Source organism: Roseovarius sp. E0-M6, from assembly GCF_037083845.1.
In the GTDB taxonomy this organism is placed as follows: Bacteria; Pseudomonadota; Alphaproteobacteria; order Rhodobacterales; family Rhodobacteraceae; genus Roseovarius.
On record NZ_JBAPLA010000009.1, the window covers coordinates 94,673 to 107,481 of the forward strand.

13 protein-coding genes are annotated in these 12,809 nt (G+C 61.2%); 1 reads left to right on the plus strand and 12 read right to left on the minus strand.

The annotated features are described in order from the left end of the window. Positions 1-3: 3 nt before the first annotated feature. The 8 genes from lnt to miaB form a co-directional block, all read right to left on the minus strand. Positions 4-1,506 carry an apolipoprotein N-acyltransferase gene (gene lnt / locus V8359_RS17830; protein WP_336430460.1) on the minus strand — a complete coding sequence of 501 codons (1,503 nt, stop codon included), beginning with the start codon at positions 1,504-1,506 and terminating at the stop codon, positions 4-6. Then, the gene (locus V8359_RS17835) at positions 1,499-2,389 is read right to left on the minus strand and encodes a hemolysin family protein (RefSeq protein ID WP_336430462.1); all 891 of its coding nucleotides are present in this window, start codon (positions 2,387-2,389) and stop codon (positions 1,499-1,501) included. Before V8359_RS17835 ends, lnt begins: the two co-directional genes overlap by 8 nt. Positions 2,390-2,425: 36 nt before the next feature. Continuing rightward, positions 2,426-2,920 (minus strand): rRNA maturation RNase YbeY, encoded by a 495-nt coding sequence (gene ybeY, locus V8359_RS17840; RefSeq protein ID WP_336430463.1) that lies wholly within the window; start codon positions 2,918-2,920, stop codon positions 2,426-2,428. 2 nt (positions 2,921-2,922) lie between these two features. Next, positions 2,923-3,915 (minus strand): phosphotransferase, encoded by a 993-nt coding sequence (locus V8359_RS17845; RefSeq protein WP_336430464.1) that lies wholly within the window; start codon positions 3,913-3,915, stop codon positions 2,923-2,925. Next, positions 3,912-4,928, minus strand: coding sequence for a PhoH family protein (locus V8359_RS17850; RefSeq protein WP_442970403.1), 1,017 nt, complete (start codon positions 4,926-4,928; stop codon positions 3,912-3,914). The genes V8359_RS17845 and V8359_RS17850 overlap by 4 nt, the downstream gene beginning before the upstream one ends. 150 nt (positions 4,929-5,078) lie before the next feature. After that, positions 5,079-5,378 carry a hypothetical protein gene (locus V8359_RS17855; RefSeq protein ID WP_336430465.1) on the minus strand — a complete coding sequence of 100 codons (300 nt, stop codon included), beginning with the start codon at positions 5,376-5,378 and terminating at the stop codon, positions 5,079-5,081. A gap of 10 nt (positions 5,379-5,388) precedes the next feature. Continuing rightward, entirely contained in the window at positions 5,389-5,931 is a 543-nt protein-coding gene (locus V8359_RS17860) for an OmpA family protein (protein ID WP_336430500.1), read from the minus strand. Positions 5,932-6,223: 292 nt separating this feature from the next. Further along, on the minus strand, positions 6,224-7,546 hold the full coding sequence (gene miaB, locus V8359_RS17865) for a tRNA (N6-isopentenyl adenosine(37)-C2)-methylthiotransferase MiaB (RefSeq protein WP_336430466.1): 1,323 nt from the start codon (positions 7,544-7,546) through the stop codon (positions 6,224-6,226). A 115-nt stretch (positions 7,547-7,661) separates the two neighbouring features. Between miaB and V8359_RS17870 the strand changes: the two genes are divergently transcribed. After that, on the plus strand, positions 7,662-8,531 hold the full coding sequence (locus V8359_RS17870) for a hypothetical protein (protein WP_336430467.1): 870 nt from the start codon (positions 7,662-7,664) through the stop codon (positions 8,529-8,531). Between the two features lie 9 nt (positions 8,532-8,540). Here the strand turns inward: V8359_RS17870 and V8359_RS17875 are convergent, their stop codons facing one another. From V8359_RS17875 to fabB, 4 genes are all read right to left on the minus strand, one after another. After that, a complete protein-coding gene (locus tag V8359_RS17875; RefSeq protein ID WP_336430468.1) occupies positions 8,541-9,860 on the minus strand; it encodes an aminomethyltransferase family protein in 1,320 nt (439 codons plus the stop codon). A gap of 64 nt (positions 9,861-9,924) precedes the next feature. Next, a complete protein-coding gene (locus tag V8359_RS17880; protein ID WP_336430469.1) occupies positions 9,925-10,593 on the minus strand; it encodes an FAD-binding oxidoreductase in 669 nt (222 codons plus the stop codon). 127 nt (positions 10,594-10,720) lie between these two features. Continuing rightward, positions 10,721-11,500 (minus strand): enoyl-ACP reductase FabI, encoded by a 780-nt coding sequence (locus V8359_RS17885; RefSeq protein ID WP_442970404.1) that lies wholly within the window; start codon positions 11,498-11,500, stop codon positions 10,721-10,723. A 31-nt stretch (positions 11,501-11,531) separates the two neighbouring features. Next, entirely contained in the window at positions 11,532-12,761 is a 1,230-nt protein-coding gene (gene fabB / locus V8359_RS17890) for a beta-ketoacyl-ACP synthase I (protein ID WP_336430470.1), read from the minus strand. Between the last annotated feature and the right edge of the window lie 48 nt (positions 12,762-12,809).

A 12,809-nucleotide genomic window follows, 5' to 3' on the forward strand; every position in this document is an offset into this window, starting at 1 on the left:
TGGTCAATCGCGAAGCCGCCTCCGATACGACATACTGATGAAGAACCCGACCAATAGACTCAAAAGAGCCACAGTGAGCACCGGCCAATCGCCGTTTTTCGCATAGACCGTCCGGGGCAGCGTGGCGGGCAGTGGCGTATCAAGAAACCCCGTTTCACCCAGCCCGATCCGCGCAGTGACCTGCCCGCGCGCATCAATCATGGCCGAAATGCCGGTATTGGCCGCGCGGATCATCGGCAGGCCCGTTTCGATGGCGCGCATGCGACCGTGATCAAGATGCATATAGGGCATCGTCAGCTTGCCGAACCACGCGTCATTGGTCACCAACACGATCCAGTCGGCCCGCCCCTCGAAACCGCGCAGGTCATGCGGGAAAATCCCCTCGTAACAGATGAGCGGAAGCCCCTTTCCCAAGGGGCCAAGGTCGATGAGCGGCTGACCCTCGGGGCCGGGCGCGTAGCCATAGCCCTGCGCCGAGGCGAGATGCGTGATACCAAGCTCGCTGAGGACGTCGCCATAGGGCACGTATTCACCGAACGGCACGAGGTGACGCTTGTCATAGACCTGCAAGCCGGTTTCTGTATTTGCCGCCAGCGAGTTATAGTAAAGCGGTCCAATATTGCGCTGAACGCCGAAAACCAACGGCACACCGCCGGCGGCCTCATCCATCGCGGTGAGCAGGTTATCGGCGTGACCAAGAAGGGACGGCACCGAGGTTTCAGGCCAGACGATCATGTCAGGCTGTTTCGTGCCCTCGGCCGCAGCCGCCGTGAAATCAAGTGCCCGGTTGAAAAAAACGGGCATGTAGTCGGGGTGCCATTTGAGATGCTGAGGTGCGTTGGGCTGTACGATGCGCACGATCCGGTCGGTCGGGGCGGGCGTGTCGGCGACGCGGCCCGCGCCCCAAACCCAGAGCCCGCCGACCACGGCCAGAGCCAGCACAGACACCCCGGCCCGCATGCGGCCAGTGCATGCGAGGGGCCCAGCGATCAGGGCCAGAGACAGCAATGTGAGACCGTGAACCCCGACGACCGAAGCAAGCTGTGCCAGAGGCGTTTCAAGCCAGACCGACCCGATCGGGGCCCACGGAAATCCGGTCAGCGCATAAGCGCGGAAAAGCTCTCCCAGCGTGAGGGCGGGAACCAGCAACAGAAGCCATGCGCGCGACACGCCGCCTGACCATCTTGCAAGGGCTGTGGCCGCGCCCCAGATCAGGGCCATGCCCGCCGCCAAGCCGATGATGGCGAAGGGCGCCATCCAGCCATGGCGGACCGCATCCACGAAAAACGGATCGACAATCCAGAAATGTGTCGCCGCGAAATACCCTACCCCGCCGAACCAGCCCCGCCAAAACGCCACGCGCGTGCGAATAGCATCGCGGCCAAGCACCCATAACAGGCCGACAAGTCCGGCAAGCGCAAGCCACCAGAGCGAAAGCGGCGCCTGCCCCGCCCCCATCACAATGCCGCAAAACAGCGCCAGCCAACGCAGGCGCCACTCAGTCACCAGCAGAGTCCGTTAACCGCACGCGCAGCCGCTTCACCCGGCGGGGGTCGGCTTCGACCACCTCGATCACGGCGCCTGTGGGGTGTTCGATCACTTCGCCGCGCACCGGCACGCGGCCCAGCATCATGAAAACAAGTCCGCCCAACGTGTCGATCTCTTCCTCGTCCACGTCGTCCATCTCGGTCAGGGACAACCCCGTTTCGGTCTCGAATTCCTCAAGAGGTGTCTTGGCCAACGCGATGTAGCAACCCGGCTTTTCCTCGGTCCAGTAATTCTCGTCGTCGATATCGTGCTCGTCCTCGATCTCACCGACCACCTGCTCGATCAGGTCTTCGATGGTGACAAGGCCATCAACGCCGCCATATTCGTCAATGACAAGCGCCATATGCCGCCGCTCGCTCTGCATTTTCGCCATGAGCACACCGATCGGCATGGAGGGCGGGACATAGAACATCGGGCGCAGCATCCGCTTGAGCGAAAAGCGCCCGCCGGACCCATTAAAGCCGTGCTTGAGCGCGAAATCCTTGAGGTGGACCATGCCAAGCGGCGTATCCAGCGTGCCCTTATATACGGGCAGCCGCGACAGCCCGCTCTCGCGGAAGACCTGAACCAATTCATCCTTGGTGATCGTCGAGGGAACGCTCACGATATCGGCCTTGGGAATGGCCACATCCTCGACCTTCTTACGGCTCAGATTGACCATGCCCGGCACATCTGAGGCATGTGGCGCGGGAGAGTCTTCATTGTCGTTTTCGTCTTCTTCACCGGGTCCAAACGAGCTGAATATCCGCGAAAAGAATCCGCCCCGTTCTTCTTCGTCTTCCGACCCTTCGGTCTGCGCGCCACGCGCTGCAATAGAAGACCCGTCTGTGCTGTCGCCCATTTCCATCTTTCCAAATGCGCGGGCCGCTTGCCCGCCTCAGCTGTGATAGGGGTCTGATATCCCCAATGTGGCCAGTATCGCAACCTCGATACCTTCCATCAAGGCGGCATCTTGCCCGGTTTTATGATCATAACCGAGAAGATGTAATACCGCATGAACGACAAGGTGCGTCACATGGTCACCGAATGGCTTTTGCCCCTCTTCGGCTTCGCGCGCGCAGGTGTCATAAGAGATGGCGATGTCCCCTAGTTCGGCATCCATCCCCGGACGGGGCGCCGCAGGTTGCGCGCCGGGGCTGGCCGCCGCGCGGTCCCCGCTGGGCCAACTCAGGACGTTCGTGGGAACCGGCTTGGTCCGAAACTCGGCATTGAGCGACGCGATACGTGCGTCATCGCAGCCCAGCAGGCTGATGTCCCACAGCTCGGGATCAAGCTCCAGATACGCGAGTGTCGCCGCGGCGGCCCGCTCAGCCAGCGGCTCAAGCCCCGCCGCGTTCCAACGGGAATCTTCAGAGATCACGTCCACGCCCATCTCTAGACCTCTGCCATGGCGTGATCGTCGACAAACGCCTCAAGCCGTGCAAGATCGGCCTGACGCCACGCGCGCTTTGCGGGGCCTGTATTATCCATCAGCACTGTGGCCAGCACGCTCATCCGTAGCTTGGCCATGGCTCCACGCTGATAATCCGCGATCAGATCATCCCGGTCATACCCCCGCACACCGCCCGCATGCAGGGCGGTCAGATAGCTGTTCAGCAACGCCCGTTCGTGTTTTCGCCGGGTTGCCGGATCGAGCGACCCGGCAAGCAGATAGGCGACGTCGCCGGCGCCACATCCACGCCCTGCGAACTGCCAGTCGAAAAGTAGCGCGCGCCCGTCCGAGAAACGGATATTATCGGCCTGCGCATCGCCATGGCAAAGCGTGACGGGTCTGTCCGGGGATGTCTCACCGGAGGCGAGGACATCGCCCATCCGGCGAAGTGCGGGGCTGAGAGGAAGGCCGGGAAGGATGTCGGCCAGACGGGCAGGATATTCCTGCCAGCACCGGGCGAAATCACCGGGCGCAACCTGTGCGGCAAGGTCGTCGCGCGCCCAGTGCGCCGCATGCACCTGTGCGAGCGCAAGAAGCGCAGACACGGCCCGCGCCTTGGGCAGCCCCTTGACGAACGGCACGGCGTCGGCGGAAGCAAGATCCTCAAGAACGAGAAGACTGTTGCCGAATTCGGCATCCGCATCCGCAAAATAACAGGCCGGACCCGGCAGTGACGCCCCTTGGTCCCGATAAATCGCAACCTCGCGCGCATTGGCCGTGGAAAAGCGTAGACGCTGTGCGGCGTCTTCGGGTGCAAACTTGAGCACGACACTCCCCCCCGCCGACAAAGCCGCACGATAGAGCCGCCCGCCCGTGAACCCTTGCGCCGCACCGATCCGCGTCAGCGAAACCTCGCCCACGGACCGGCCCAGCACCGCCTTGAGCCAGCCGCGCGTTACCGCGCGGGGGCCATCGGGCAAGGGCTTTGGTGTCATGCCGGCTGATCGGCGTCGTAAGCCTCGATGATCGCCGCGACGAGGGGGTGGCGCACCACGTCCTTGGCGGTGAAGTAGTTGAAGCTTATGCCGTTTATTCCCTCGAGCAGGCGCTCGGCATCACGTAGTCCGCTGGTCACCCCGCGCGGCAGGTCGACCTGACTGCGGTCGCCGGTGATCACCATGCGCGAGCCTTCGCCCAGACGCGTCAGGAACATCTTCATCTGCATCGAGGTGGCGTTCTGCGCCTCGTCAAGAACGACGAACGCGTTGGCCAGCGTGCGGCCCCGCATGAACGCCAATGGTGCGATCTCGATCTTCTTTTCCTCGATCAGCTTGGCAAGTTGCTTGCCCGGCAGGAAATCGTTCAGCGCGTCGTAAAGCGGCTGCATGTAGGGATCGATCTTGTCCTTCATGTCGCCGGGCAGATAACCGAGCTTCTCGCCCGCCTCCACCGCCGGACGACTGAGGATGATCCGGTCCACATGCCCCTGAATGAACATGCTCACCCCGACAGCCACCGCAAGATAGGTCTTGCCGGTGCCGGCCGGGCCGATGCCGAAGGCCATTTCATTGTTGAAAAGCGAGAGAACATAGGCCTTTTGCGCATCGGTGCGTGGCTCGACAAGCTTCTTGCGGGTCTTGATCTCGACGGGGCCGCCCTTGAACATTTCAAGCTGGTCCCCCGACTTGCCGGTTCCGGGTGCCGGGCCGGACGCCCCCATGCGCAACTCTCGGTCTATATCACCTCGCTCAAGGCTTTTGCCGCCTTCAAGCCGGGCATAGAGCGCGCGCAGCACCTCGACCGCCTCGGTGCGCGGCGCCTCCTCTCCGAAAACCGCAAGCTGATTGCCGCGGCGCAGAATTTGCACCCCGGTGGCACGTTCGACCTCGGCCAAGTTGCGGTCATGCTCGCCACACAGGTCGATGAGCAGGAAATTGTCAGGAAATTCGACGACCACTTCGCCCATGGCGGCTTGGTCGGGGTCGGGCGTCAGCGTGGTCGTGGCCAATCACAGCTCCTGCAAAGAGGGTTACACCCTATCGTGCCAACTCCGGTCGGGCTGTGCAAGTGCGGCACGACGTCCGGCGCCGATACCGGCATGAAAAAACCGCAGACCCTTGGGCCTGCGGTTTCAATCCTGCCAGTCGATCCGCGAACATCAGATCGGATCGGCAATCGGTGTGCCCTTGTTGAACGGGCCGACGGCGGTGTTTGGCGGCGCCACGCCCGAGCATACGGGCTTGCCGTATTTATCGAGCCGCTGCGAAAGATAGCCTTCGATACCGTCGTCGATGATCCAGTGGTCGCAGCCGTTGGGATCGACCCAGATACCGGCCTTGAGCTGACTCAGGTGTTTGCTGTCGACAAAGCGATCCACGGTTTTGTCGCGCTTGTCATCGACGCATCCCGAAACAGCAATGGCCGCCGCGAGGGTGAGCGTGAGTTTTGCAATTTTCATAATCTTCCCCTCAGCGGATGCAAATGATTTCAACACGGCGATTCGCCTGCATGCCGGCGGCAGTGTTGTTCGGAGCCTTGGGCATACGCTCTCCATAGCCGCGCACATCAGCGATGCGCGCACCGGTCGAGGCAGCGACCCGGGCGACCGAGTTGGCCCGGCGCAGCGACAGGTTCATGTTGTATTGATCCGATGCCCGGCTGTCGGTGTGTCCCGTAATGATGTAGGACACCGCATTCGCCTGCCGAAAGAAATTGGCCAGATGCTGACGGCCCGATGAGCTTATCCGGGCGCTGTCCGTCGCGAAAAGCTGATCCGTGTTCATCACACCACAGACATTGCCCCGGCGGCAGACCGGAATGCCCTGACGGTTGGTGTGGGGCGACATGTAGCCTTCCCACCCGTCATCCATGACCCAGTGTTCGCACCCGTCCGGGTCGACCCAGATCGTCGGTGTGTAATCTTTGCCCACCACCGTGACTTGTTGAGCCGCAACAGGCCCCCCGGTCGCGAGGACAGCAACACTCAGAGCGACGGCAGCTATGCCGCTCATGGTGCTGCGAATTGACGTCAAAATTCTCCGCGTCACAGCCTCTATCCTTTTCCTGTTCCCCCACGGGCTCCCATTGTTGAAATACGGGTAGCCCAGCAATTTATCCTGCAACCCTAGCAGCTTTGCCCGACTTGTGAAGGGAAAATAGAGGCAGGATGACCAGATCGGAACCATGGATGGCGCTGAGCAGGGTCACGACAACAACATCGTGGGGCAAAGACGCGTTCGGCACGACGGCGATTCGGTAAGAACCGGCCTGCTGAGAACACAACTGTGGAGCGCGTTCAGTGCGTCAGGCAAGCTCTCCGGCAAGCGAATTGGTTCCGCTTTCGGTGATGCGCACACGCCTGAGTTCACCCACGGAAAGGCTCGCGTCGCGCACATGCACGGCGTGCAGGTGATCGGACTTGCCAGCCATCTGACCGTCAAGGCGACCGGGCTTTTCAAATAACACCCCCACCTCGCGTCCGACCATCGCATCCTGAATGGCGCGTTGCTGTTGGGTGATCAAGTCTTGCAGACGGTAAAGCCGCTCGGATTTCACGTCCTCGTCGACCTGCGCGCGCTCGGCCGCGGGGGTGCCGGGACGGGTCGAATACTTGAAGGAATAGGCGTAGCCGTAATTGACCTCAGCAACCAGATCCATCGTTGCCTGAAAATCCTCCTCGGTCTCTTCAGGGAACCCGACGATGAAATCACCCGAAAGCAAAATATCAGGGCGCGCCTCGCGAATGCGTTCGATCAGGCGGAGATAGCTTTCGGCGGTATGGCTGCGGTTCATCCGCTTGAGAATCCGGTCGCTTCCCGATTGCACGGGCAGGTGCAGGTAGGGCATGAGTTTATCGCACGTGCCGTGCGCCTCGATCAGGTCATCATCCATGTCGTTGGGATGCGACGTCGTGAACCTGATCCGCTCAAGCCCATCGACATCATCAAGCGCCCAAATCAGCCGAGCAAGGCTCCACTCATCGCCATCGGGGCCCGCGCCGTGATAGGCGTTGACGTTTTGCCCCAGAAGGGTGATCTCGCGCACGCCGCGCTCGACAAGGTCGCGCGCCTCCGAGAGCACGGTTTCGACCGGGCGGCTATATTCGGCTCCGCGTGTGTAGGGCACCACGCAAAAGGCACAAAACTTGTCACACCCTTCCTGAACGCTGAGAAAGGCGGTCGGTCCGCGCGCGGCCTTGGGCCGGCCTTTGAGTTTGGCGAACTTGTCCTCTTCGGGGAAATCCGTGACCAGCGCCTTTTCGCCTTTGCGGGTCTTGGCCTCCATCTCGGGAAGGTGATGATAGCTTGAGGGTCCGACCACCAGATCGACCAGCGGCTGACGGCGCATGATCTCCTGACCCTCGGCTTGTGCCACACAGCCCGCGACCCCGATCTTGAGGTCGGGTTTGGCAGCCTTGAGCCCCTTGAACCGGCCAAGTTCGGAGTAGACCTTCTCGGCGGCCTTCTCACGGATGTGACAGGTGTTGAGCAGGATCATGTCGGCGTCATCGGGGGTTTGCGTTTCCACATACCCCTGACCGCCCAGCGCTTCGGCCATACGCTCACTGTCATAGACGTTCATCTGACATCCATATGTCTTGATGTAGAGCTTCTTGGGGTCGGACATGATACATTTCTCCGGGCCACGGGTTCGGGCGCCTGCTATACCAGATAGCGCCTCACTTGCAATGGACGCGCTTTTGGCACACCCTGCGCGCAAAAAGATCGGGCAAATCACACAGATGCAGCACGCAGACCTTACCGCATTCCTGTCCAACAGCTCGAGCCTTCTTGCCAAGGGGCCGATCGCGATGATCTTTGCCGAAGATCCGGTCGAGTTGGATTCGACCCTGCGGCACCATCTTGATGCCGGCTTCCGCGAAGTGCTTGCTTTCATGCCTGACAATTTCGCACTGGCCGAGGATGTGGCGGGCGCGGTTCACAGGATCGGTTTCGATCGCGCGCGCGGTGACAGTTTCGTGGACGCCGTGAACCGCGTTATCGCCGCCGCCCCCGGTCAGTGGCTGTATTATTGTTTCAACGCGGAATACCTGTTCTTTCCATTCTGCGAGACCCGCACCATCGGCGAGATGCTGAGCTTTCACGCAGAGGAACGGCGCGACGCGATGCTCACCTATGTGGTCGATCTTTATGCGGGGGATCTGGATCGTTATCCCGACGCCGTATCGATTGAGGAAGCGCACCTTGATCGGACCGGGTATTATGCGCTGGCGCGGCCCGACGCGGCAAACCACAACTATCCCAAGGAGCGGCAGCTTGATTTCTTTGGCGGCTTGCGCTGGCGGTATGAGGAACACATCCCCGCACCGCGCCGCAAGATCGACCGCATCGCGCTTTTCCTCGCGAAGGAAGGGCTTGAACTTCGCGAGGATCACACGTTTTCAGACGAGGAATACAACACCTATGCCTGTCCGTGGCACAACAACCTGACCGCCGCCATCGTATCGTTCCGCACCGCCAAGGCGCTCAAGCTGAACCCCGGGTCCACTTTCGACATCGAGACCTTCAAGTGGCACAACTCCGCGCCGTTCGAGTGGCATTCGCGGCAGTTGCTTGACCTTGGCCTCATGGAGCCGGGGCAATGGTTCTGACGACAGCCATCAATCAGCACTGTCGGCGCCGCGCTGTCCGGCTTTTTCGCGCGCACTGGGGTGTTGTGACGCCTTGAACGGCACGTCCACCACTTCGGCCGCGACACGACGCGAGGGGTCATCGACATAAGCCACGGGCAGCTCGACAGAGAGCGGCGTGCCCACCTCGCTCAGTCGCCATGGAACGTAACCCAACGCGATGTTGGTCCCAAGATCGGGCGACCACCAAGGCGACGTGACATAACCGCACCGAGCCCCTTCAGAATCAGAGATAAGCCAGAAATCAGATGCGTAATCGGTAATCGGTGCCCCCCCGAGCCTCATCCCGACAAGGCGCAGGGCGAAGGGTTCTTCACCGGCCTCGATCCGGGCACGCTGATCCTCGAGCGCGGCGCGACCGATATAGTCCGCTTCTTTCTTGCGCGGCACCTGATAAGCAAGGTTGACCTGAAAGGGTGAGGTTTCGGCGTCCATGTCCTGACCCCAACTGAGGATCCCCGCGGCAATGCGCCGATGATGGCCCGGTGCGATGACCCGAAGCCCGTATCGGGCCCCGGCGGTGCGGATCGCATACCAGACACGCTCGGCGTTGAGGCTGGCGTCGCGCACATAGACTTCATACCCCTTTTCCCCCGAAAAGCCGGTTTGGCTGATCAGGACGGAAGCGCCGCCGATCTTGGCCTCCATAAGGCCGTAATAGGGAATATCGGCCAATGTATCACCGGCCAGCTCGATCATCAATGCTTCGGATCTGGGCCCCTGAACCTGAAGCGGGGCAACGTCGATCTCGGCGATCTCGACATCCCAACGGCGCGGCGTGTTCACACCTTGCAGCCACAACATGATATCGCTGTCCGAAAGCGAGAACCAGAATTCATCCTGCGCCGGTCGCAAGAGCACCGGGTCATTGAGAATGCCGCCCGCCTCGTTGCACAGGATCACGTATTTCCCGCGCATCGGTGCGATCTGGGTGGCATCGCGGGTGATCACGTGATTGACGAACGCTTCGGCGTCGGGGCCCTTGACGCGGATTTGCCGTTCAACCGAGACGTCCCAAAGCGTCACACGGTTCACCAGCGCATCGTATTCCGCCATGGCACCGCCCTCTTCTGGACGGACATAGCCGCGCGGATGATACATCCGGTTGTAAACCGTCGCGCGCCAACAGCCCGCTTCGATGGCAAGGTGCCAGAATGGGGATTTTCGCACGCGCGTGGACACAAGCATCTGAACCGGAGTTTGTCCCGACTGTCGGAGATTGACAGGAACGAGCCGGTCCGACTGATCGACTTCGGGGACATTGGGGTGCGCCTTGGCTTGGGCTGTCATGGCATCTCTCCTTTTGTGAACGGGTTGCGGTGTGACGGCCTGAGCGCGGTGCTCCTTGTATGCCTCAGGCCAAATCCTCTTCGACGATCTGATCAGATTCGACACCGATGTCGTGCAGGGCGGTGCGCACCGCCTCCATCATCGGGGGCGGACCACAAAGGTAGCAGCGCGTCTCCGGCTCGACGAATTGTCGAAGATAATCGCGTGTGAGACGCTGTTGCGGCACGTCGGCGCCGGGGCTGTCCACCACGAACGCCGTGGTCAGGCCATCCATCGCCTCGAACTTGTCGCGCCAGATGATGTCATCGGCTGTCTTGTTCGCGAAAACGAGGGTCGATCCGTCAAGTGTACCGTTCTCGTCAAGCCGTTTGCGCAGGATTGCGATCATCGGCGTGACACCGGCGCCACCGGCGATGAACACCCCCGGCCCCTCATCCGAGATCGCGCCGAAAGGCCCTTTGATGCGGACTTTGTCGCCGGGTGACAGCTTGCCGATTTGTTCGGTGACTCCATCGTGTTCGGGATAAGATTTGATCACGAACTCAAGGGTTTCCTCATGCGGCAAGGTTACGGGCGTGAAAGGGCGGCCTTCGTCCTCCCAGCCTGCTTTCAATACGGAAAGTTCGACCCCCTGCCCCGGCTTGTATTCGAACCCGTCGGGACGGTCGAAGACAAGATGATGGGTGTCATGGGTAACAGGCTCGATGCTCCTGAGTGTAAGATCGTGGGACATCTCGTGTCGGCTCCGGTTGACTGACATCTGCCTGAGATCTGGACATCCAGACTCCGGCCTCGATCAGTCAACGCGAACCGAAAGGCGCCGGTTCCTTCACTGCAAACGCGGGCCTTGGCCCGACGATTCAGAGGTTTTCGGCCTGCGGCATTCCGAGGATATGAAACCCGCCATCGACTCGGATGATCTCGCCCGTGGTGCAGGCCCCTGCATCAGAGGCAAGATAGACAGCCGTGCCTCCCACTGCCTCGAGCGTGGCATTGGCCCGCATCGGCGCGTTCAGATCACAATGCTTGTAGGTTCGGCGGGCACCGCCGATGGCCGCTCCGGCAAGTGTTTTCATCGGACCGGGAGAGATCGCGTTAACGCGAATGCCATCAGGGCCCAGATCATTGGCCAGATAGCGGGTCGCGGATTCGAGCGCGGCCTTGGCCACCCCCATCACGTTGTAATTGGGAACAACCTGGTTCGAGCCTTGGTAGGTCAGCGTGATGAGCGTGCCGCCATTGTCCTTCATCAGGGGATGGGCGCGACGCGCCACGTCAATGAAGCTGTAGGCGGATATATCAAGCGAGTGCTTGAAGTTCGTGCGGCTGGTGTTGAGAAACCGGCCCGTCAGTTCGCCCTTGTCCGAGAACGCGATGGCATGGACCACGAAGTCTATGGTTGGCCAGCGCTCGGCGAGACCTTCGAACGCGGCATCAAGCGATGCGTCGTCGGTCACGTCCACATCCACCATGAAATCCGATCCGACGCTTTCGGCCAGTGGCCTGAGCCGGGCGCCAAAGGCGTCGCCCTGATGGGTAAAGGCCAGTTCGGCACCGGCCTCGTGCATGGCTTTTGCAATGCCCCACGCGATGGAGCGGTCATTCGCCACCCCCATGATCAGGCCTCGTTTGCCCTGCATTGCGCCCATGATCCCGTCCCGTCCGCTTGAGTTAACCGTGATACTTGCTGAGAAGCATCGACCCGTTCGTGCCGCCAAATCCGAAACTGTTCGTCATCACCGTATCCAGCCCGGCATCGTCAACACGCGCTGTCGCGATCTCGGCAGGGTCAAGCGCCGGGTCGAGCGTTTCGACGTTGATCGAAGGTATGATGAAATCATGTTCAAGCGCCAGCAGGCAATAGATCGCCTCCTGCGCGCCGGTCGCACCCTGACTGTGACCTGTCATCGACTTGGTCGAACTGATCGGCGGGGTGCTGCCTTCGCCAAAGATACGGCGGACCGCTTCGACTTCGCCGACATCGCCCACCGGGGTCGAGGTGCCATGTGCATTGATATAGCTGACCTTGCGGTCCTCGGGAAGCATATCCACGGCGAGGCGCATCGCGCGCTCACCGCCCTCACCCGAAGGAGCGACCATATCGGCCCCGTCGGATGTGGCGCCATAGCCCGTTACCTCGGCATAGATTTTCGCGCCCCGCGCCTTGGCGTGGTCAAGTTCTTCGAGAACGAGGATGCCGCCACCTGCGGAAATGACGAAGCCGTCACGCTCGGCATCGAAGGCGCGCGAGGCTGTGTCCGGCGTGTCGTTGAATTTCGATGACATGGCGCCCATCGCGTCGAAGAGACACGACAGCGTCCAGTCAAGCTCTTCTCCGCCACCGGCGAACATGACGTCCTGCTTGCCCATCATGATCTGCTCGGCCGCGTTGCCGATACAATGCAGCGAGGTCGAACAGGCCGAGGTGATCGAATAGTTGATCCCCTTGATCTGAAACGCGGTCGAAAGGTTGGCAGAAATAGTCGAGCACATGCATTTCGGCACGGCGAACGGCCCGATCCGCTTGGTCCCGCCGGTTTTGAGCACGGTCTGATGCGCGCTGAGCATCGCGCTCGTCGAGGGGCCGCCCGAGCCCGCGACAAGCCCAGTGCGCGGGTTCACGATATCGCTTTCACCAAGGCCCGCATCCGCGATAGCCTGGCTCATGGCGATATGAGCATAAGCCGCACCCGGCCCCATGAAGCGGAGCGTGCGCTTGTCCACATGCTCTCTCACGTCAAGGTCGATAGCCCCCGCGATCTGGCTGCGGAACCCGTGTTCGGCCATTTCTCCATTGAAAGTGATGCCGGACTTTCCGGCTTTGAGCGAGGCCAGAACTTCCTCGGCATTCGTGCCGATCGAGGAGACGATCCCCAATCCTGTCACGACAACGCGGCGCATGGCGTTCTCCCTTATTCGGTTCAAGCCCTTGTGTAAGGCAGGGCTGGC